This is a genomic window from uncultured Shimia sp. (assembly GCF_913054185.1).
Taxonomy (GTDB): domain Bacteria; phylum Pseudomonadota; class Alphaproteobacteria; order Rhodobacterales; family Rhodobacteraceae; genus Shimia.
On the sequence record NZ_CAJXIV010000017.1, the window covers coordinates 1 to 20,386 of the forward strand.

A 20,386-nucleotide genomic window follows, 5' to 3' on the forward strand; every position below is an offset into this window, starting at 1 on the left:
TGCGGCACCACACCGGACGCCATAATGTTGCGTTGGAACACTTCGGCATACCCAGCCAGCGAGTCGACGCCTTCCTGAATGCGCGCCCCGCCGGAATCGTTCAGGCCAATTATCGGCGCACCGTTCTGAATCGCCATGTCCTGAATTTTGCAGATTTTCTGCGCATGGGTTTCCGACAAAGAGCCGCCAAACACCGTGAAGTCTTGGGAGAACACATAGACCATACGGCCATTGATCGTGCCCCAACCGGTGATCACCCCGTCACCCGCAGGCCGCTGTTCTTCCATGCCAAATTCGGTGCAGCGATGGGTTTTGAACATGTCAAACTCTTCAAAGCTGTCCTCATCCAACAGCAGTTCGATGCGCTCTCGTGCGGTCAACTTTCCTTTGGCGTGCTGACTGTCGATGCGGCGCTGACCACCACCCAAACGGGCAACTTCACGGCGTTCTTCCAACTGTTGCAGAATGTCTTTCATGGCGGGGCCCTCATTCGTCGATTTGGACAGGCGCTAAACACACTGCCCCCAAAAGCTTTGCGAAGGAGCATACGCGCGTTGCTGCACCCGCAAAAGGATTTTCCCGCAAATTTGCAAACCCTCAACAAGTAAAGTGAAGCAAATTGCAAATCTGCAAATACTTCACAATTGAAATTCATCCATGGACATTCCGGGGTCGCGCTCCTACCTCTTAGGACATGAGCAGTCTAGCCCGCGGTCAATTTCTGGACCGAACCTCACCGCCAAACATCTTTACATTGATCCTGCTGGCCGGGGTCTCTGCGTTGTGCATGAACATCTTCCTGCCCAGCTTGCCGTCGATGACCGAATATTTCGACACCGACTATGGCGTGATGCAACTCTCCATTGCGGTTTACCTCGGCGTGAACGCGGTGCTGCAAATTGTGGTTGGCCCGATCAGTGACAAATTCGGCCGCCGCCCAGTGATCCTGGCAGGCCTCGCAATCTTTCTGGTGGCAACTCTCGGCTGTATCTACGCCACCAACGCCGCCATCTTCCTGACCTTCCGCATGCTCCAAGCCGCCGTGGTTGTGGCCATGGTGCTGTCCCGCGCCGTGGTGCGCGATATGGTTTCCGCGGACGAGGCCGCCTCGATGATTGGCTACGTCACCATGGGCATGACCGTGGTGCCTATGCTTGGCCCTGCCCTTGGCGGCCTGCTTGACAGCGCCTTTGGATGGCAAGCCAGCTTCTGGCTCTTGTTTGCCACCGGCGTTGCCATCTTCTGGCTGACATACCGCGATCTCGGCGAAACCAAATCCAGCAGCGGCCTGACACTGGGCCAACAGTTCCGCGAGTATCCTGAACTCCTGACCAGCCCGCGCTTCTGGGGCTACTCTCTGGCCAATTGCTTCACTTCTGGCGCCTTCTTTGCCTACCTGGGCGGCGCACCTTTTGTGGCCACCGAGCTGTTTGGCATGAATGCGGCGCAGATGGGCATCTACTTTGGCGCCCCCGCCGTTGGCTACTTCATTGGCAACTTCCTTTCGGGCCGCTACTCCGCCCGCGTTGGCATCAACCGAATGGTCACAATGGGCTGCACCATTTGCGGTCTTGGCGTCGCTGCCTCCCTGTCAATCTTTGCCATGGGCTTTGGCTCCGCTGAAATCTTCTTTGGCTTTATGACCTTTGTCGGCATCGGCAATGGCCTCGCCATCCCCAACGCCACCGCAGGCGCGCTGTCTGTGCGCCCCCACCTCGCAGGCACCGCTTCCGGCTTGTCCGGCGCGATCATGATTGGCGGCGGCGCGGCGCTGTCTGCCCTTGCGGGTGCCCTGCTCACCCCAGAAACCGGCGCCTTCCCACTCCTGTGGCTTATGCTTGCCACGTCTGTGCTGGGCGTGACTTCCATCGTTATGGTTGTGCGTCGCGAGAAGTACATCGGCGTCTGATTTTGTGTTGCGCAGTTAACCTCTGCGCGACACAAATCCCGACCTCCGCAAAACAGCCGCGATACAGACGTAATACCGACGTCAAAATTGCCCCTTAAAACACCGGTTAACGACCAAACGCCGCAGCCCGCTTTGCCCTCTGGCGTCCATGACTTTGCAAAGCTATCTTTGCAGCTATGCAAGCCGGGAGGATTCCATGCCCACGCAAAAGCTCTACGCAGGCGCCAAACTGCGCGAAATCCGCACACGCCTCACCCTGACGCAGAAAGACTTTGCCCAAAAACTTGGGGTTTCCCTGCCCTATCTGAACCAGATGGAGAACAACAACCGCCCGGTCTCCACCACGGTTGTCCTCGCGCTCGCACAGGAATTTGGCTTAGATGTCACAGAGTTAAGCACCGGAGACAGTGAACGCCTGGTCTCTGACATGCGCGAAGCCCTGGCTGATCCGGTCCTCGCCGAAACCTCCGCACCCCTAGCAGATTTACGCCTCACCGCCTCCAACGCACCCGCCTTGGCGCGCGCCTTTCTGGAACTGCACCGCGCCTACCGCCAAACCCACGAACGTCTAGCCTCTCTTGACGAAGCCTTGGGCCGCCAAGACGTGCACATGCAAGCCAGCCCTTGGGATGAGGTCAGGGACTTTTTTCACTATTGTGACAACTACATAGACGCCGTCGACCACGCTGCCGAACGCTTCGCCCAAGGCGCTGTTGAACACGGCGGAATCCGTGCCGCAGCCCTCGCATCCCTGAAAGAAACGGGCATCTCCGTTGCCTTCACCGACATCGACCAGCTACGCCACTACGACGCCGAACATAAGCGCCTGCAAATCTCCCGCTACGCCCAGCCAGAAACCCAAACATTTCAACTCCTTCTGCAGATTGCCTTGCTGCAAAACGGCCAACTCCTAGAGGCCACTTTGGACTTCGCCCGCTTCCAGTCCGACGCCGCCCGCTCCATCGCAAAAATCGGCCTTGCCAACTACTACGCCGGTGCCGCTCTTATGCCGTACAGCACTTTCCTGGAAACCGCCCGAGACACCCGCCACGATCTGGAACTCCTGTCCAACCGCTTTGGCGCTTCTATCGAACAAGTGGCGCATCGTCTCTCCACCCTGCAACGCCCCGGCAACAAAGGGATTCCGTTCTTCTTTGTGCGCGTTGACCAGGCTGGCACCATCACCAAACGCCACTCCGCCACACGCTTGCAATTTGCCCGTTTTGGCGGCGCATGTCCGCTCTGGAACGTGCACCGGGCTTTTGAAACACCCGGCCGCTTCCTGCGGCAACTGGCTGAAACCCCGGACGGCGTACGTTACATCTCTTTGGCCCGTGACGTCTCCAAGTCTGGTGGCCACTTCGGTGCGCCAGTGCGCCGCTACGCCATCGCTTTGGGCTGTGAAATCCGCCACGCCGACGCGCTGGTCTATGCTGACCACATGGAACTCGACAATCCACAGGCCTTTGAACCCATTGGCATTTCTTGCCGGATCTGCGAACGCACGCACTGCCATCAACGGTCTGTGCCGCCACTGGAACGCCGCTTGACCATCAATGAAAACGCGCGTGGCGTGTTGCCTTACGATGTGGGTTAGGTTGGCACAATTCCTGTTCCGACTCTGCGCCTTCAGCGTGGTTTTTGCCTTTATGCTGGTGGTCGCCGCGCCGCTGCTGGAACGGTTGATGATCTACCCGCTGGACGACACGCGCGTCTCCCCTGCCGACGCCGATCTCCCAACCGTGACCGAAGAGGTTTTCCATCACGACGGCCAAGCCCTGATTGTCTGGACGGCACCACCAGCTCCCGGCAAGCCGGTGATCTTCTATCTGCATGGAAACGCAGGAAACCTCGCCAACCGCGCCTCCCGCTTTGACCTGCTTTTGCAGCGCGGCTACGGCCTCGTTGCCCCCGCCTATCGCGGCTATTCCGGCAGCACAGGCACCCCACAAGAGGCCGCCATCATCGGCGACACAGTGGCAATCTACGACAGCATCGTGCGCCCCATGAAGGCCCCCGTGGTGGTCTATGGTGAAAGCATCGGCGCCGCCGTAACCTTGGGCGTGATTGAGGCAGGCATCACGCCCGACGCTATCCTTCTGGAAGCACCCTACACGTCCCTCAAGGCCATGGCCGCACACCACTATCCAGGCAACGGTGGCTTCACAAAACATCTGTCAAATCAATGGGACAGCCTGTTTCGAGCCAGGAGGGTCACCTTGCCCCTTTTGATCCTGCACGGCACCAAAGACGAGCTCATCCCGATAGACATGGGGCGCCAGATTTTCACTGCCGCCCCATCTATTCAGAAAGAATTTGTCGAGGCACCTGGCGCCGGTCACACCGGTCTATGGCGCACCGACACCTGGCCAAAATTGACCAGCTACATCAATCAGTTTGCCTTGAGATAAGCGTAGATCTCATCTTTCAGCGCGCCGCGACGCTTGCGCAAATCAACTTCGGAAAGCTCCTCACGTGGGGCCACATTGGTTTCCGCCGCGTGCACTTTGCGGTTCAACTCGTGGTAGTCATCCGCCAGTTTTTCAAAATGCTTGTCGCTGACTTTCAGCTCATGCATTTTCTCAACAAATTCAGGGAATTCCGCAGCCAGCTCGTGTGGGGTATTGGACATGTGTTCGCTCCTTTTTTCTAAGTCGCACACACCTTAGCCCCGCACAGTCACCGTCACTTTGACGCGGATCAAGTCACCCTCAAAAACACCCATCAACGCTGCGCCTTTTCCCAGGCCGGATGCACCCAAGGCTCCGCATTGGACGACGCCAGCCGCCGCCCCAGAATGTGATCCGAAGCCTTTTCGCCGGTCATGATCGACGGCCCATTCAGGTTGCCATTTGTGATCCGCGGAAAGATCGAGCTGTCTGCCACGCGCAGGCCGTCCACACCAATCACCCGGCACTCACTGTCCACCACCGCCGACGGGTCATCCACGCTGCCCATCTTGCAGGTGCCACATGGATGATAGGCGCTCTCTGCATGTTCGCGAATGAAGCTGTCGATCTCATCATCCGTTTGCATGTCTGCTCCGGGCTGGATCTCACTCTTCACAAACGGCTGCATCGCCTCCTGCGCAAAAATCTCCCGTGTCAGGCGAATACAAGCGCGGAAATCTTCCCAGTCCTGCTCGGACGACATGTAGTTGAAAAAGATGTTTGGCGCAGCTTTCGGATCAGACGACGCTAACGTGACCGCGCCGCGCGAAGGTGAGCGCATCGGCCCGACATGCGCCTGAAAGCCATGTCCTTCTGCCGCTGCCTGACCATCATAGCGCACAGCTATGGGCAGAAAGTGATACTGAATATCCGGATAGGATATCCCGGCGCGCGATCGAATAAACCCAGCCGTTTCAAACTGGTTAGAGGCACCAAGACCAGCTTTGGTAAACAGCCACTGCGCCCCTATTAGCCCCTTGCTGATCAAGTTCCAATATTTGTAGAGTGTGATCGGTTGCTTGCAGGCCATCTGCATGTAGACCTCTAGATGGTCTTGCAAATTCTGCCCCACGCCGGCGCGGTCTGCGACCACCTCAATGCCATGTTCCGCCAGATGTGCCGCCGGCCCTATGCCCGACAACATCAACAGCTTTGGCGAGTTTAACGAAGATGCCGCCAGGATCACCTCGGCATTGGCGCGGATCACCTGAACTTGACCGCCACGTTCAATTTCGACCCCCGCAGCCCGTCCGTTTTCCATCACCACCCTGCGTGCCAATCCACGCACAATGTCACAGTTTTCACGCTGTAACGCAGGTTTCAGATAGGCATTGGCTGCCGACCAGCGCTGACCTTTGTAGACGGTCATATCCATCGGGCCAAAGCCCTCTTGTTGCTGCCCATTGTAGTCGTCCGTCACCGGATAACCCGCCTGTCGTCCTGCCTCGACAAAGGCTCCGTGTAGCGGATTGTTCCGTGGGCCCCGACTGATGTGCAGGGGCCCGTCAGAGCCGCGCCATTCCGCGTCCCCACCCTGCCCACTCTCGTGCCAATTCTCCATGCGTTTGAAATACGGCAGAACGTCCGCATAGGCCCAACCATCCGCGCCGCTCTCAGCCCAATGATCATAATCGCCCGCATGCCCCCGTACATAGACCATACCGTTGATTGAACTGGACCCACCAATCACCTTGCCACGGGGGCACACCAACGTACGACCACCCAGATGCGGTTCTGGTTGGGTTTTATAGCCCCAATCATAGAGGCTCATGTTCATCGGGTAGCTCAGCGCCGCCGGCATCTGAATAAACGGCCCCGCATCGGTGCCGCCATGCTCAATCACCAGCACGGATTTGCCCGCCTCGCTCAACCGGTACGCCAATGCGCATCCAGCGGAGCCCGCACCCACAATCACATAATCTGCCTGCATCTTGTTCTTCCTGACAGAGCCACCAAAGAGAGGATTAGTAGGGCGCTTCCACGTCACCCATACGCACGTAGACCGACTTCACCTGGCTGTAGTGGTTGATCGCTTCTTTGGAGTTTTCACGCCCGACACCGGAATTTTTCACCCCGCCAAACGGCGCTTCCACCGGCGCATCGTTGTATGAGTTGATGAAACAGCTGCCCGCTTCCAACTGGCCAATCACACGGTGTCCGCGAGACAAATCGGACGTAAACACACCAGCGGACAAGCCATATTCGGAGTCATTGGCCCGCGCAATCACCTCTTCTTCGGTGTCAAAATCCAGCACGGACATCACGGGGCCAAAAATCTCTTCTCGCGCGATGGTCATGTCATCGGTCACATCGGCAAACACAGTTGGCTCCAGATAAAACCCGTCGCGTTCCAAACGCTTGCCACCATAAACCAGCCGCGCGCCTTCTTCTTGTCCTTTGGCCATGTAGCCCAGCACGATATCCATCTGACGTGCGCTGACCATCGGACCAAAGCTCGTCGCCTCGTCGAGCGGATCCCCAATCACAGCTGTGCGCAGGCGCTCTGCCAAACGGGCCAGGAATTTTTCCTTGATCCCCTTCTGCACAAACACCCGCGTGCCGTTGGAACACACCTGTCCGGAGCTATAGAAATTGCCCAGAATGGCACCACCCACGGCGTTCTCCACATCCGCATCATCAAAGATGATCAGCGGAGATTTCCCGCCCAGCTCCATGGTCACATGCTTCATGTGGCTCGCTGCTGCCGCGTAGACCTTCTTGCCGGTAGGGACCGAGCCGGTCAGGCTGACTTTGTCCACACGCGGATCATTGACCAGCGCTGCGCCAACTTCACCCATACCTTGGATAACGTTGTAGACGCCCGCTGGCACGCCCGCTTCATGTAGGATTTCAGCAACTTTCAAGGCGCACATTGGCGTGGTTTCCGACGGCTTGAACACCATCGCATTGCCACACGCCAAAGCAGGCGCACCTTTCCAGCAAGCAATCTGTGTAGGGTAGTTCCACGCGCCAATGCCAACACAGACACCCAGCGGTTCACGTACCGTATAGACCCAATCTTCGCCCAGTGGTATGTGCTCACCGGTTAGGCTGCCCGCAAGGCCGCCAAAATACTCCAACGCATCCGCACCAGAGGTGGCGTCTACCGCGATGGTCTCTTGGTAAGGCTTACCGGTGTCATAGGTTTCCAGAACCGAGAGCTCGTGATTGCGCTCCATGATCATCGCCGCTGCACGGCTCAGGATGCGCCCACGCTCCCGACCGGTCATCGCCGCCCAGATCTTTTGACCTGCCTTTGCGCTTTCAAGCGCCTGATCGATGATCGCTGGCGTTGCTGCATGCACCTTGCCAATCACCTCGCCTGTGGCCGGATAGATGATCTCAATTGGTGCGCCCGCCGTGTCCTCCACGTAAGCCCCGTTGATGAAATGGCTGGCCGTCGGTTGCAGCTGCATCGCGCGTTCCTTTTCTACGCCCCTCCCAAAGGGGCTGCGGATTCTCAATCTGGCAGACAAACTAACATCATGAGTCATTTTTTTAAATGACCATTTAAAAATTTTATTGAGACAACAACATTGCCCCTCCGGGCGATCTCGCTAAAGTGGCGTCATGGGCCGAACACGTATCCGCGATATCCGACATGAAGAGTTGATCAACGCCACCATTACGGCGGTGCACAAACGGGGCTATGCCGTTGTCACTATGGCAGAAATTGCAGCCGAAGCCGGAGCATCAGCTGCCTCGATCAACTATTATTTCGGGTCAAAGGAAAAGCTGATGGAGGCGACCATGCGCCGCCTGCTGACCTTGTTGAAACAAGCCATGCTGGAGCGATACGCCACTGCAAAAACACCGCATGACCGGCTGATGGCGGTGCTTGATGCCAACTTCTCGGACCGATTGTTCACCAATGAGCAGTGCTCGATTTGGATACAGTTTTGGGCCAACGCGCCTTATGCGGAGAGTCTGCAACGCTTACACCGCATCAACCGATCTCGTGTAACAGCTCACTTCCGCGCCGAGCTGCGCGCACTGGTTGCCGACGATCGCCGCGAAACCCTGCGTGAGGCGTTGCAATGTTACATGGACGGGGTTTGGCTCGAGGCCGCGCAATCGGACGCACCGCTGGACCCGGCCCAAGCACGCAAAGAGGCCCGCGAAGTGGCGGACCTCATGCTCAAATCTGAAAGCTAATACCGACTACGGACGCACGTATTTGAACAACGTGCCATCGCCCCCGGCCAATTGCATGATCATCTTTTCAGCTGTCACCGCTTCAATGATCATACAAGGCGGCTCATCCCATGGATTGATGTGGGCAATCATCACCGGCCCCTGACCGTTTGATTTCTCACAGCTATCGGCCAATTGCAGTGTGTACTCTGACGAGTAGTCCCCATTGATCTCCTCGGTCACCCGATCCCCCCAAACGCTCGAGGTATACGCGGGGTCCGCCGCAAAGACCCATTGCCCCTGCAGATTGGCGCGGATCTCCGCAAAAGGATCCAGAGCTGGATCATGGCGCATCGCAAGTACTGTCACCTGTGCCGACATGTCCCCCATCTCAACAATGTCAGCCCGCAGCCACAGCGGCGCATTCACATAAAGCGTGCCCATCGCCTCCACGATGTAGCTCGGCGTGGATTCATTCCAACTCACCCAATAGGTGAACCCGTTACTGGTCAGCTCGCAACTTGGCACTTCCTGCTCGAACACACAGCCCTGCAGCATCGCCACATCTTCCAGCGGCTCACCGTAGGTGCCGCTCTCCACACCGCTATCAATGAACATCTGCGCCTGCGCTATGCTCGCCATGGCCATCGCGACCCCAGCCAACATCAGTGTTTTCAACGTCATAGACCTATCCCCTTCGCATTTGGCGCAGCCTAGGGGCACAAGCCTTAACAATCTACTCCCTCATGTGCGTTCTACTCCCCACGCGGAAACCGCTGGTTTTCCTCAACCACATTCAGGTCCATGTGATTGCGCATGTAGCGCTCCGAGGCCTTTTGCAGAGGTTGATAATCCCATGGAAAATGTCCTCCTTCTCGCAACGCCTCATAGACCACCCAGCGCCGCGCCTGACTTTGCCGTACTGCCGCATCAAAGGCCGCCAGATCCCACTGCGCTTCGGACTTGGCCCGCAAGCTCTGCAGCGTGCCCCGATGCGCCGGTTCCTCCGCCAGGTTGGTCAGCTCATGAGGATCGGCCTCCAGATCAAATAGTTGATCCGGGTCGAGCGCACAGCGATTGTACTTCCACCTGCCATAGCGCAGCGACACCATCGGCGCATAAGAGGCTTCTGCCGCATATTCCATCATCACCGGCGTGTCGCGCTCTCCGCCTTGGCCGAGATGCACCAGGCTCTCGCCTGTGGTCCAGGGCATGACCTCTTCCATGCTCACGCCCGCCAGTTCACAAAGCGTTGGACAGACATCGATGTTGCTCACCGCAGTGGTCACCAACCCGGGTTCCATATTCGGAGCCGCGACCATCATCGGCACGCGGCTGGAACCTTCATAAAAGCTCATCTTGAACCACAGCCCGCGTTCGCCCAGCATATCACCATGGTCGCTGACAAAGACGATAATCGCCTCCTGCCGTGTGGCCTCTAACGCCTCCATCACCTCACCAATCTTGTCATCCAAATAGCTGATGTTGGCAAAATAGGCTCGACGCGAGCGACGGATGTCCTCTTCGGTGATGTCAAAGCTGCGCCAATCGTTGGCGTCAAAAATGCGTTTGGAATGCGCGTCTTGATCTTCATAAGGAATGGCCCCCACCTCCGGTAGCAGATGGTCGCAATCCTCATAGAGGTCCCAATACTTTTTGCGCGCCACGTAAGGGTCATGGGGATGGGTGAAGCTGACGGTCAGGCACCACGGACGGTTGTCCTGCCCCCGCGCCAGATCATAAACCTTGCGGGTGGCGTGATAGGCAACCTCGTCGTCATACTCCATCTGGTTGGAAATCTCAGCCACACCGGCACCGGTGACGCTGCCCATATTATGGTACCACCACTCTATCCGCTCCCCCGGCTTGCGGTAATCCGGCGTCCAACCAAAATCTGGCGGATAAATGTCGGTGGTCAGCCTCTCCTCAAAGCCATGTAGTTGGTCCGGTCCGACAAAATGCATCTTACCAGACAGGCAGGTTTGATAGCCGGCCCGGCGCAGATGGTGCGCGTAGGTCGGAATGGAGGAAGCAAACTCCGCCGCATTGTCGTAAATCCCAGTGCCGCTCGGCAACTGCCCCGACATAAACGCCGCCCGCCCCGGCGCGCAAAGCGGACTGGCAGTATAGGCGCTTTGAAACCGCGTCGACCGTGCCGCCAGTTTTTTCAGGTTGGGTGCGTGCAGCCACTCCGCCGGCCCATCCGGAAACAACGTCCCATTGAGCTGATCCACCATAAAAATCAGGATATTGGGACGGGACATGGCGGCACTCCTTGGGCTGTTTGCCTCACCCTATGGAGGGCAAGGCATCCCGCTCAAGACGTTTCGCGACAAATCATCGCCGATAAACGAACGGCTGCGGATTGCCGTAGTAAAACAACACCATCTCATCATCCGTGACACTGTCGATCATGTAACAATATGGCTCTCGATCCTCCGGATTGGTCTGCAACAACACCGGCCCACCTGGCCCAGCATCACAGCCCGACGCAATCTGCAAAAAATACGTTGCCGCTGGCTCGCCATTATACATGTCCGTCCATTCCGCGCCCTCAATCAAAATTTGCGCGGTCGGGTCCGTCATATCGCGCCACATCCCCATCATTGCTTCGCGAATGTGCTGATAGGGGTCCAACTCCGGAAAATAACTCACCTCCCGGATCACCGTGTCCACCGTGACGTCGCCATAACTGATCATGTCGCCGCCAAAGGCCACCGGAGTGCCCACCGGTAGGAACTCCAACGCATCTAACAGCGCGTCCTCGGTGCCATTGCCGTAGTTGACGTAGTATTTCCAACCCTCCGCGTGAAAGCTGCAAAACGCATCTTCGTACTCATACGCGCAGCCCTGAAAAACGCCGACCTGTGAAAACGGTTCGCCAAAAAATCCAGAGTTTTCCATCGGCAGATACAGCGGCAAAATCCGCCGCGCCTCGGACTCAGTTGTATAAACAATCTCTGCCGGTGGGGTCGCCGCCGAACCACCCGAACTCCCGGAATCAAGCGCCGTGAAAATCCCCGCCTTGATATTCAGCCTATAGTCTTTGGCGGTCTTACCCGTATCGATTTTGGCAAACATCGACTTGTCATAGCCACGCGCCTCACAATCTTCGTCTCCAACAATCGAGAAACCGGACAGCTCCGTACAAAAACTATACCGTTCCGCCGGATCAAACTCATATCCAGTTGCCGTCGCAAAAACATAGTAGTAGCGCCGTTTCAGCTCCCCAGTGACGGGCGTGTCACACTGGCCCGGATCAAGGTTCCACCACCCGCGTGAGCGATAGGAATCGCCGTCCTTATAAGCCACGGCCACGCTCTGCGAAAAATTGGCTTCATTGCAGATTTCCAGCTCCGCCTGAACGGTCAAGGGGGCCGTCGTCACCGCCAGCGCCACCATCCAGAAAGTTGATCTCATCGTGTCCCCCCCCCGATTTCCTTCAGGATAGGCGCACTTTCAGCGTTGTGGCAAATCTCAGAGCTTGGTCTGCCCTTCCAGCGGCGTGATCTGGCGCCGCGTCAGCACCGCTTCACGCCAGGTGATAAAGCTGATCGCACCAATGATAATCAGCGCGCCCACCAAGACCCAGACATCCGGCTGCTCGCCAAATCCAATCCAACCAAGCAGCACAGCCCAGACCATTTGCAAGAAGCTCACCGGCTGTGTCACGGTCACTGGCGCCGCCTTAAACGCCAATGTCATTGTGAAATGCCCCGCCGTGGCAAAACAAGCGACACCAAACAGGATCACCAATTCTTCCAAGGTGGGCGTCACCCAAACTGACAGCGCCAAAGGCGCAAGCCCTATGGTCACCGTGACCGACAACATGCCCACCACCACCATGGGGCTGACCTCTTCACTCAGCCGCTTGGCTATCAGATAGCCGCCGGCAAAGCCCAGCGCGGTGAACAGCATCGCAAAATGCCCGGGGCTCAGCTCTCGAAACCCGGGGCGCAAAATGATCGCCACCCCGATCAAAGCCACAATCACCGCCGCAATCCGGCGAAACGCCATCTTTTCCCCTAGGAACAACGCGGCACCGATAGTGACATAAACAGGTGAAAGGTAATTAATCGCCGTGACTTCTGCGATTGGAATCCGCGCCATGGCAAAGAACCAGGCCACCACTGCCCCCGTGTGCAACACGCCCCGCAGGCTAAACAAGCCAACCTGTCGTTTGGTGAGCTTGGCATCCAATATCGGCTTGATCATTGGGATCAGGAACACAATGCCCAGCGCATAGCGCAAAAACGCGGTCTCTGATGCCGGAAGCCGCGTGCCCACCAGTTTCACAAGCGCCGTCACAGCCACAAAGCAGAGCCCCGTGACCAACATCCAAAACACGCCCTTTAGAGGGGAAGTGGCACCTTCATCCGTCATGCCGCCACATACACATGCCCGGACAGCAGTGTCGAGATAGGAAACCTGTTAAGCAAAACTTTGCCGCGGCGTTATACCATCCGTTTGGGCAATGGAGTGAATTCCTCATCATCCCCGGGCGGCAATTGAAACCGCCCATGCGCCCAATCGCCCGCTGCCCAATCGGCTTTGGCGGCTTGGATCTTTTCCTTGCTGGAGCTGACAAAATTCCAGGAGATGTATCTCGGCCCGTTCATGGTTTCCCCGCCCAGCGCCATCAGCCGTGCGCCCTGCGGTCCCGCCGTCACTGTGATCGCGTCTCCAGGCCGAAACACCACCATGCGCCCCGGTTCAAACACATCCCCGGCGATCTCCACGGCACCTTCCAAAACGTAAAGCCCCCGATCCTCATGGTTATCCGGCATCGGCAACTTCGCCCCCGCCTGCAACGCCACATCGGCGTAAAACGTCTCCGACATCATGGTAACCGGCGCCTGCGCGCCCCAAGCATCCCCAAGGATCAGGCGCACTTCTTTGCCTTCGCCCTCAAGGTACGGCAGCGCCTCTTTGCCGTGGTGCTCAAACGCCGCCGGATCATCCTCACGCGCGTCTGGCAAAGCAATCCAAGTCTGGATGCCAAACAACGAGCTAGGCGCTTTTCGAGTCACTTCCGAGGTGCGCTCCGAATGGGTCACGCTATTACCCGCCACCATCCAGTTCACCTCACCTGGGTAGATCATCTGATGTGTGCCCAGACTGTCGCGATGCTCAAATTCACCGCGATACAGGTAAGTCACCGTGCCCAATCCGATATGAGGATGCGGACGCACATCAATGCCCTGCCCGGTCAAAAACTCCGCTGGTCCTGCCTGATCAAAGAAAATGAATGGCCCCACCATCTGTCGCTTTGGTGCAGGCAAAGCCCGCCGTACGGAAAATCCACCAAGATCACGCGACCGTGGGACGATAACTGTCTCAATCGCCTCCAACGCGGTGGCATCGGGCAATGTAGGTTCTAAGGCCGGGTTCCAACTCATGGCGTCCTCCTAGGTTGCTTCCTGAAGGATATGTGCATTCTCCCTGCGCACAAAACAGGCACCACCCCACACCTTATGTGCGCAAACTCACGGGAGCGTTGATTTTTGATACCCCATCCCGGGATCTCCCACCGCAACAGTCTCCTGCGTCCATTCCCAATCCACGCGGTCGCAATTTTCAATATACGCCCCCCGCAACACTTCCTTGCCTGCATCCGCGAGATCAAACACCACCTGTTCGACAATCGGCACCAGAACTGATGTACCCGGTGAGCCCGCATAGTATCGCAGCACGGCTACATTGGGGCGATCTGTTATGGGCCGGTCGAAATACAAAAGCTGCGGAGTCACAGGGGCCTGCGGATAAAGCGGCAGCTTCACATTCTGGTACATCTCGCTGATCGCATATGGCTCATCATTTTGCCAGATGACCGACCATTGGTTTTCCTCAATCGAAGCGTGCACTTCAAAAGGATAACACTCCGCCCAGGCAGCGGCTGGGATCAACGCCGCCACCGCTGCCGCCAACAATCTTTTTTGCATCTGTGATCTCTTGTTGCTCAAATTTTCAAGAGTAAACTGAGCGCTATTCCCCACATGGTCAAGCCAACCAAACCATCCAAGACCTGCCAAGCGCGTGGGCTGGTGAACATCGGACGCAAAAGCTGCGCTCCATACCCAAGGCAAAAGAAGAAAGCAAAACTCGCAACTGCTGCGCCAAGTCCAAAAGCCCAAGACGGTTCATATTGCGCCGAAATGCCTCCCAATAAGATCACGGTATCCAAGTACACATGTGGATTGGCCCAGGTGAGCAACAAGCAGGTTGTGAAAGCTGCTACAAGGCTGCCCGCCGTCCGCCCCTTGTCTTCCAACTTTCCGCCTCCGGCGAAGGCTGTTTTAAAATTCAGGGCGCCATAAACAAACAAAAACGCAGCTCCGGCATAAAGCACGATGGTCAGCGCCCAGTCATTGGCGGCAATCAACGTCCCAAACCCCGCGACGCCCAGCGTGATCAACAGCGCGTCACTCATCGCACAGGTCAGCACCAGCGGCAGCACATATTCGCCCCGCAATCCCTGACGCAGCACAAAGGCGTTTTGCGCCCCAATTGCCATGATCAGCGAGAACCCCAATGCAAACCCTGCCAATGCTGGTCCCATAATACCTGTTTCACCCATGCCTATCGCGCCTTTGTCTGTCGTTTATCTTGGGTTTGACTACGGCTCGCGAGTGGATTACTCAAATTAAAAGAATTGGCGGCACATTAGGAGCACTTATGAATCTTCCGAGCTACAAACTCCTACCGCCCGCCAAAGGCGAAAGCAACGTAGCCTATTGCCGCCGCCTGGAGGCCGCTGGCCATGATGAACTCTTCCTGCGCAAGGCACTGGCCTTCCATTTCCAGCTGCCGCAAGACGACATGAAGCATTGCCTGGACCAATTCCCCGAAGCCCGCTTGCGCCACATCGACACGCTCACAAAACTGCACCCAGCCCGCTCTGCTTATGCACTCGCGGATAAATTGGCAGTGAACTTAGGCTTGTCGCTCTCCGAAGCCAAAGACTGGGCGCTGGCCCATGACAGCTCGACATTGAGCCCTCAGCAGTACCGGCTCACCCCCACCCACGGCACCGCAGCAAAGCTACAATGACCCTCGACTACGCCCAACTCGCCGCCCTCGCCGCAATCTTGCGCACCGGCAGCTTTGAGGCTGCTGCGCAAGAGCTTGGCGTCACCCAATCTGCCATCTCCCAACGCCTAAAAACACTTGAAGAACGTGTGGGCATGCCCTTGGTCTTACGCGGCACGCCCTGCGAAGGCACTGAAACCGGTCGCAGGCTCGCCGCCCACCTCGATCAGGTGGGGATGCTGGAAGGCGCACTCTCCCGCGATCTTGCAAAACTCTCCCCCCGCACCGCGCGCCTGCGCATCGCGGTCACTGCCGACAGCCTCGCCACGTGGTTCCTGAAAGCCGCCGCGCAAGTGCCTGACCTTTTGTTTGATCTGGTGGTGGATGATCAGGACTTCTCGGCGGATTGGCTCCGGCGTGGCGAAGTGGTCGCCGCCGTCACCGCGCATGAAGCCCCCATCGCAGGCTGTGACAGCACCCCGCTCGGACCAATCCGATACGTCCCTTCTGCCAGCCCAGCCTATATGGCCAAGCACTTTCCAAATGGCGTCACCGCCGCGGCCATTGCAACAGCCCCACTCCTGATCTTTGATGCCAAGGACCGCTTGCAAGACACCTGGATGGCAACCAACCTGGGCGTCACGCCCACACCACCCAGCCACCGCCTGCCGTCTTCCACCGGATTTGTCGAAGCTTGCTTGCTTGGCCTCGGTTGGGGCATGAACCCGGAACCTTTGGTGCGCGCCCACCTGCAAACCGGTGCCTTAGTCCCTCTGATCCCAAACACCACCTTCGACACGCCGCTATTTTGGCAATCGAGCCGCCTTTTGGCACCGGCTCTCAACCCACTGACCAAGGCGGTGCGCCAAGTGGCCCGCGCGCATCTTAACTAGCGCTGCGCGCCGCCAAAACTTGCCGCCGCCGCACCACACCGTAGTGAATGAAATACGGGATCAACATGTACCCGGCTTGAAATGCCACCGCCCAGCCAAACCGTGCTGTCGCGCCCCACTGCGGCAGCAGATACGCAAACAGTGCAATTACATAGACGTGGATTACAAACATCTGGATTGCCCAAATGCCGCAATACCGCAGCAGCGGCAGCGAGAAGTACCAACGAAACACTTTGGTCAACCACGCCGTCAACGGCACAGCGCGGATCATGACAACAGTGACAAATGCCGCCACCGCAAACGTCCGTAATATGTGCACCGGATGTAGATGCATCCTAAACCAATTGCCCGGAACGCCGTCCGGCATCTCGCCCAAAGCTGGGTACCAAAATGCCCAGCGCTGACCCAAAGCAAACCCGGCGCAAATAACGAGAAGGGCCACAAACGCCGTCTCACTGAGGTCATTCACCCAGTCAACAATCTCGCGAAAATACAACCCGGCCAAATACGACAGGAAGAACAGAAACTGCCAGGCCGCGATGTCAAAAACCAGAAACTTGCCGCCCCAACCAAACACGCCACCATCATAATTGAACAGGCTCGCCACATAGATCAGAGCTGAGGGTATCAACAACGTTATCTGCGGCAGGTAGGCCAGCCCAAAACTCAGCACAAACAACAATGCAAAACAGTAAACATAGATCGGCAAAATATCCGAATAGGCCCCGCCATTCTGAATGAGGAGGACCTCGCCCACGCCGAAAGCAAACTGCCCTAACCCGCCCCCTTCCAACACCAGGAACATCAAAAACGGCCCGGCTGAGATCAAATAATAGACGTAGATCTTGCGAATACGTTGATTGAGAAATCGCGCCAGTTTCCGGCGTTCCTGAAACTTGATGACATACAAAATGCCGACCAGCAGCCCCGACAAAATCACCAGAAACTCAGCGCTCAACAACTGAATGATCCGCACATGATGCACATCATAAAGATAGCCCATGCCAGGTTGTGCCCCCAAATGCGCCAGCATCATCATAAAAAGCAGGTGTCCACGCACCCCGTCCAGAAGGTCAAACCGCATGCCTTCAGTCCCTCAAACCAATCTTTTTTGATAGTTCCAATGTCAAACTACCAAAAAATTGCGGCAAAACTATGGGATGGGTAACCGGCCCAAGCAAAAGCCCCGCCAGCGGCGCTGACGGGGCTTCAAAAATTACAATGAAGGGAGAGACTTATAGCTGCTCCATCACCTCATCCGAGGCTTCAAAGTTGGCGGTCACGCGCTGCACGTCATCGTCATCTTCCAGCGCATCAATCAGGCGCATCAACTTCTGCATGCCTTCCAGGTCCAGCTCGGTTGTGGTGGTGGGCTTCCACACCAGCTTGGTGCTGACAGATTCACCCAACGCCGCTTCCAACGCGTTGGACACGTCGTTCAAATCGGTGTCTTCGCACCAGATGATGTGACCCTCTTCAGAGCTTTCGACATCCTCAGCACCGGCTTCAATTGCCGCCTCAAAGACAGAGTCCGCATCGCCGGCATCCGCGCCGTAGGTCACTTCGCCTTTTCGGTCAAACATAAAGCCAACTGACCCGGTCTCACCCAAGTTGCCGCCACTCTTGGTGAAAGTGGAACGCACGGTGGAGGCTGTCCGGTTGCGGTTGTCGGTCATGGTTTCGACAATCACAGCCACGCCACTGGGGCCATAGCCTTCATAGCGGATTTCTTCGTATTCGTCGCCTTCGCCTGCAACCGATTTCTTGATCGCGCGATCAATTACATCTTTAGGAACGGACTGGCTCTTGGCTTCCTTCACCGCCATCCGAAGACGTGGGTTTTTCTCTGGATCAGGGTCGCCCATCTTGGCTGCAACCGTGATCTCCTTGGAAAGTTTGGAAAACAGCTTGGAGCGCGCGGCGTCCTGACGCCCTTTGCGGTGCTGAATGTTTGCCCATTTACTGTGGCCGGCCATGGTTCGCCTCCGGTTATCTATTGGCAGTATCGCTTTTTCAGGGCTCTCTATACGTCAAGGCAGCCAAAGGCCGCAAGCGACTTGCGTTTCTCATGGCTCTGCGATTGACTCCGGTGCAACAAAATTTGCGCACAGGCCTTTTTATGACACCCGATCAGATCATTTTGTTCAGCCTCTTTGGTGGTGTATTTGTCATGCTGCTTTGGGGGCGCTTCCGTTATGACATGGTGGCTTTTGCCGCTCTTATGATTGCTGTTGTCGCGGGCGTGGTGCCCACCAAAGATGCCTTTTCCGGTTTTGGCCACCCGGCCACGCTCATTGTGGCGCTGGTTTTGATTGTTTCCGCAGGACTTGTGCGCTCCGGTGCTGTGGGCCTGATCACCCGCACCTTGGTCGACAGCGCCCGTTCCCTTGGCAACCACATCGCCATCATGGGCGCGGTAGGTGCAGTGCTCTCCGCCTTTATGAACAACGTCGCCGCATTGGCCCTACTGATGCCGGTGGACATCCAAACCGCCCGCAAAGCAGGCCGCAGCCCGTCGAAATCCCTGATGCCACTCAGCTTTGCCACCATCCTTGGCGGCATGGCTACGCTCATCGGCACGCCGCCAAACATCATCATCGCCTCTATCCGAGAGGAGCGCTTGGGCGAGCCGTTCAAAATGTTTGACTTCGCACCCGTCGGCGGCCTCACTGCCATCGCAGGTTTGTTGTTTGTCGCCCTCATCGGCTGGCGGCTGATCCCGGACCGCGAAGACGCAGGCAAAAAGGTCGCGGACCTCGGCCAATACATTGCCGAACTCACCGTACCCACAGACAGCAAACTGATTGGCAAACGCTTGGGAGAGCTGGAGCCGGACGCCGAAGAAGCGGACGTGCAAATCATCGGCATGATGCGCGGTGGCAAACGCCTCTACGGCTCCGCCCGCACCAACGTCCTGCGCGAAGGTGACGCCCTGGTGCTCGAAGCCACACCAGACGCGCTAGACGAGTTCCGCGCGGCCCTCTCGCTCAATTTCTCCGACGAAAAACGCGAGGAGCAGCTCAAGGCCGCTGGGGACGGCCTCGACATTGTTGAAGTCGTCGTACCCGAAACCGCCCGCATTGCCGGCAAAACTGCCGCCGCCCTCGGCCTTGCTTGGCGACAAGGCGCTGTGCTGATGGGCATCTCCCGCGAAGGCCGGCGCATCCGCAGCCAGATCCGCAAAACGGTGGTGCAACCGGGCGACATTCTATTGATTCTTGTGCACAAAGACCGCGGCCCGGACGTGACCGACTGGCTTGGCTGTTTACCGCTCGCGGACCGGGGCTTGTCGGTTACCGCCAACAGCAAGATGTGGCTGGCCATTGGTCTCTTTGTTGGCGCTGTTGCTGCCGCCTCTTTGGGCCTCATCTACCTGCCCATTGCTTTGGGTCTCGTGGTGATTGCATACGTCCTTGCCAAAATCATTCCGCTCTCCGAACTCTACGATCATGTCGAATGGCCGGTGGTGGTGCTGCTTGGCTCCATGATCCCACTTGGTGCGGCGCTCGACAGCTCCGGCGGCACCTCCCTGATTGCCAACGCACTTGTTGGCCTCACCTCCGGCCTGCCCGCTTGGGCTGTGCTGACAGTCTTGATGCTGGTCACCATGACCCTCAGCGACGTGCTCAACAACACCGCCACCACCATTGTCGCCGCCCCGGTTGGCATCCAAATGGCGCAGGCACTTGGTGTGTCCGCGGACCCGTTCCTGATGGCGGTCGCAGTCGCCGCCTCTTCGGCCTTCCTCACGCCCATCGGTCACAAGAACAACACGCTTATCCTTGGGCCCGGAGGCTACAGCTTTGGAGATTACTGGCGCATGGGTCTGCCGCTGGAAATTTTGGTAGTTGTGGTATCGATCCCGGCCATTCTGGTGTTCTGGCCACTTTGACCGCGCGGTGTGTTTACCATTTGCGCGACCACAATACCCGCACCGACGTGAAACCGACGCGATACCAACGTCATACAGA

The 20,386-nt window shown here is 57.4% G+C and carries 20 protein-coding genes; 7 read left to right on the forward strand and 13 right to left on the reverse strand.

Annotation, left to right across the window (positions count from 1 at the left end):
• Positions 1-476, reverse strand: a 476-nt coding sequence (locus tag QZ517_RS05735; protein WP_294223526.1) for a carboxyl transferase domain-containing protein, incomplete at its 3' end; no start/stop codon positions are given.
• A gap of 218 nt (positions 477-694) precedes the next feature.
• On the opposite strand from QZ517_RS05735, the gene QZ517_RS05740 reads away from it, so the two are divergent.
• The 3 genes from QZ517_RS05740 (at position 695) to QZ517_RS05750 (ending at position 4,320) form a co-directional block, all read left to right on the forward strand.
• Positions 695-1,909: a multidrug effflux MFS transporter gene (locus tag QZ517_RS05740; protein ID WP_294223527.1), complete on the forward strand. Its 1,215-nt coding sequence runs from the start codon at positions 695-697 to the stop codon at positions 1,907-1,909.
• 196 nt (positions 1,910-2,105) lie between these two features.
• A complete protein-coding gene (locus QZ517_RS05745) occupies positions 2,106-3,506 on the forward strand; it encodes a short-chain fatty acyl-CoA regulator family protein (RefSeq protein ID WP_294223529.1) in 1,401 nt (466 codons plus the stop codon).
• A 1-nt stretch (position 3,507) separates the two neighbouring features.
• Positions 3,508-4,320 carry an alpha/beta hydrolase gene (locus QZ517_RS05750; protein ID WP_294223534.1) on the forward strand — a complete coding sequence of 271 codons (813 nt, stop codon included), beginning with the start codon at positions 3,508-3,510 and terminating at the stop codon, positions 4,318-4,320.
• Here QZ517_RS05750 and QZ517_RS05755 read toward each other — a convergent pair.
• From QZ517_RS05755 to betB, 3 genes are all read right to left on the reverse strand, one after another.
• Positions 4,302-4,541, reverse strand: a complete 240-nt coding sequence (locus tag QZ517_RS05755) for a DUF465 domain-containing protein (RefSeq protein WP_294223537.1) — start codon at positions 4,539-4,541, stop codon at positions 4,302-4,304. The two genes, QZ517_RS05750 and QZ517_RS05755, sit on opposite strands and share 19 nt — an antisense overlap.
• A 92-nt stretch (positions 4,542-4,633) precedes the next feature.
• Entirely contained in the window at positions 4,634-6,289 is a 1,656-nt protein-coding gene (gene betA / locus QZ517_RS05760) for a choline dehydrogenase (RefSeq protein ID WP_294223540.1), read from the reverse strand.
• Between the two features lie 34 nt (positions 6,290-6,323).
• On the reverse strand, positions 6,324-7,775 hold the full coding sequence (gene betB / locus QZ517_RS05765; protein ID WP_294223543.1) for a betaine-aldehyde dehydrogenase: 1,452 nt from the start codon (positions 7,773-7,775) through the stop codon (positions 6,324-6,326).
• Positions 7,776-7,929: 154 nt separating this feature from the next.
• Between betB and betI the strand changes: the two genes are divergently transcribed.
• Positions 7,930-8,514, forward strand: a complete 585-nt coding sequence (gene betI / locus QZ517_RS05770; protein WP_294223547.1) for a transcriptional regulator BetI — start codon at positions 7,930-7,932, stop codon at positions 8,512-8,514.
• 6 nt (positions 8,515-8,520) lie between these two features.
• On the opposite strand, the gene QZ517_RS05775 is transcribed toward betI, so the two are convergent.
• The 7 genes from QZ517_RS05775 to QZ517_RS05805 all read right to left on the reverse strand — a co-directional run bounded on the left by QZ517_RS05775 (position 8,521) and on the right by QZ517_RS05805 (position 15,052).
• Positions 8,521-9,177 (reverse strand): hypothetical protein, encoded by a 657-nt coding sequence (locus QZ517_RS05775; protein WP_294223550.1) that lies wholly within the window; start codon positions 9,175-9,177, stop codon positions 8,521-8,523.
• A 71-nt stretch (positions 9,178-9,248) separates the two neighbouring features.
• Positions 9,249-10,757, reverse strand: a complete 1,509-nt coding sequence (gene betC, locus QZ517_RS05780; protein ID WP_294223552.1) for a choline-sulfatase — start codon at positions 10,755-10,757, stop codon at positions 9,249-9,251.
• A gap of 73 nt (positions 10,758-10,830) precedes the next feature.
• Complete coding sequence (locus QZ517_RS05785) at positions 10,831-11,913, reverse strand: DUF1036 domain-containing protein (RefSeq protein ID WP_294223556.1); 1,083 nt, start codon at positions 11,911-11,913, stop codon at positions 10,831-10,833.
• Positions 11,914-11,970: 57 nt separating this feature from the next.
• Positions 11,971-12,876: a DMT family transporter gene (locus tag QZ517_RS05790; protein WP_294223559.1), complete on the reverse strand. Its 906-nt coding sequence runs from the start codon at positions 12,874-12,876 to the stop codon at positions 11,971-11,973.
• Positions 12,877-12,947: 71 nt separating this feature from the next.
• Positions 12,948-13,892, reverse strand: a complete 945-nt coding sequence (locus QZ517_RS05795) for a pirin family protein (RefSeq protein WP_294223563.1) — start codon at positions 13,890-13,892, stop codon at positions 12,948-12,950.
• 87 nt (positions 13,893-13,979) lie between these two features.
• Positions 13,980-14,435, reverse strand: coding sequence for a hypothetical protein (locus QZ517_RS05800; RefSeq protein ID WP_294223566.1), 456 nt, complete (start codon positions 14,433-14,435; stop codon positions 13,980-13,982).
• Between the two features lie 17 nt (positions 14,436-14,452).
• Positions 14,453-15,052: a LysE/ArgO family amino acid transporter gene (locus QZ517_RS05805; protein WP_294223662.1), complete on the reverse strand. Its 600-nt coding sequence runs from the start codon at positions 15,050-15,052 to the stop codon at positions 14,453-14,455.
• A gap of 116 nt (positions 15,053-15,168) precedes the next feature.
• Here QZ517_RS05805 and QZ517_RS05810 point away from each other — a divergent pair, with 116 nt between their 5' ends.
• Together QZ517_RS05810 and QZ517_RS05815 are read left to right on the forward strand one after the other, a co-directional pair.
• Positions 15,169-15,543: a hypothetical protein gene (locus QZ517_RS05810; protein ID WP_294223568.1), complete on the forward strand. Its 375-nt coding sequence runs from the start codon at positions 15,169-15,171 to the stop codon at positions 15,541-15,543.
• A complete protein-coding gene (locus QZ517_RS05815; RefSeq protein ID WP_294223571.1) occupies positions 15,540-16,415 on the forward strand; it encodes a LysR family transcriptional regulator ArgP in 876 nt (291 codons plus the stop codon). Before QZ517_RS05810 ends, QZ517_RS05815 begins: the two co-directional genes overlap by 4 nt.
• On the opposite strand, the gene opgC is transcribed toward QZ517_RS05815, so the two are convergent.
• Entirely contained in the window at positions 16,408-17,499 is a 1,092-nt protein-coding gene (gene opgC, locus QZ517_RS05820) for an OpgC domain-containing protein (RefSeq protein WP_294223573.1), read from the reverse strand. The genes QZ517_RS05815 and opgC overlap by 8 nt on opposite strands.
• Before the next feature lie 151 nt (positions 17,500-17,650).
• Positions 17,651-18,391 (reverse strand): YebC/PmpR family DNA-binding transcriptional regulator, encoded by a 741-nt coding sequence (locus QZ517_RS05825; protein ID WP_294223576.1) that lies wholly within the window; start codon positions 18,389-18,391, stop codon positions 17,651-17,653.
• Between the two features lie 143 nt (positions 18,392-18,534).
• Here QZ517_RS05825 and QZ517_RS05830 point away from each other — a divergent pair, with 143 nt between their 5' ends.
• Complete coding sequence (locus QZ517_RS05830; protein WP_294223578.1) at positions 18,535-20,307, forward strand: SLC13 family permease; 1,773 nt, start codon at positions 18,535-18,537, stop codon at positions 20,305-20,307.
• The last annotated feature ends 79 nt before the right edge of the window (positions 20,308-20,386 follow it).

Bases quoted from the DNA above. Each gene is read 5' to 3' on its own strand.
- QZ517_RS05740 (WP_294223527.1), top strand. From the start codon at position 695: ATGAGCAGTCTAGCCCGCGGTCAATTTCTGGACCGAACCTCACCGCCA.
- QZ517_RS05745 (WP_294223529.1), top strand. From the start codon at position 2,106: ATGCCCACGCAAAAGCTCTACGCAGGCGCCAAACTGCGCGAAATCCGC.
- QZ517_RS05755 (WP_294223537.1), bottom strand. From the start codon at position 4,541: ATGTCCAATACCCCACACGAGCTGGCTGCGGAATTCCCTGAATTTGTT.
- betA (WP_294223540.1), bottom strand. From the start codon at position 6,289: ATGCAGGCAGATTATGTGATTGTGGGTGCGGGCTCCGCTGGATGCGCA.
- betB (WP_294223543.1), bottom strand. From the start codon at position 7,775: ATGCAGCTGCAACCGACGGCCAGCCATTTCATCAACGGGGCTTACGTG.
- betI (WP_294223547.1), top strand. From the start codon at position 7,930: ATGGGCCGAACACGTATCCGCGATATCCGACATGAAGAGTTGATCAAC.
- QZ517_RS05775 (WP_294223550.1), bottom strand. From the start codon at position 9,177: ATGACGTTGAAAACACTGATGTTGGCTGGGGTCGCGATGGCCATGGCG.
- betC (WP_294223552.1), bottom strand. From the start codon at position 10,757: ATGTCCCGTCCCAATATCCTGATTTTTATGGTGGATCAGCTCAATGGG.
- QZ517_RS05785 (WP_294223556.1), bottom strand. From the start codon at position 11,913: ATGAGATCAACTTTCTGGATGGTGGCGCTGGCGGTGACGACGGCCCCC.
- QZ517_RS05790 (WP_294223559.1), bottom strand. From the start codon at position 12,876: ATGACGGATGAAGGTGCCACTTCCCCTCTAAAGGGCGTGTTTTGGATG.
- QZ517_RS05795 (WP_294223563.1), bottom strand. From the start codon at position 13,892: ATGAGTTGGAACCCGGCCTTAGAACCTACATTGCCCGATGCCACCGCG.
- QZ517_RS05800 (WP_294223566.1), bottom strand. From the start codon at position 14,435: ATGCAAAAAAGATTGTTGGCGGCAGCGGTGGCGGCGTTGATCCCAGCC.
- QZ517_RS05805 (WP_294223662.1), bottom strand. From the start codon at position 15,052: ATGGGACCAGCATTGGCAGGGTTTGCATTGGGGTTCTCGCTGATCATG.
- QZ517_RS05810 (WP_294223568.1), top strand. From the start codon at position 15,169: ATGAATCTTCCGAGCTACAAACTCCTACCGCCCGCCAAAGGCGAAAGC.
- QZ517_RS05815 (WP_294223571.1), top strand. From the start codon at position 15,540: ATGACCCTCGACTACGCCCAACTCGCCGCCCTCGCCGCAATCTTGCGC.
- opgC (WP_294223573.1), bottom strand. From the start codon at position 17,499: ATGCGGTTTGACCTTCTGGACGGGGTGCGTGGACACCTGCTTTTTATG.
- QZ517_RS05825 (WP_294223576.1), bottom strand. From the start codon at position 18,391: ATGGCCGGCCACAGTAAATGGGCAAACATTCAGCACCGCAAAGGGCGT.
- QZ517_RS05830 (WP_294223578.1), top strand. From the start codon at position 18,535: ATGACACCCGATCAGATCATTTTGTTCAGCCTCTTTGGTGGTGTATTT.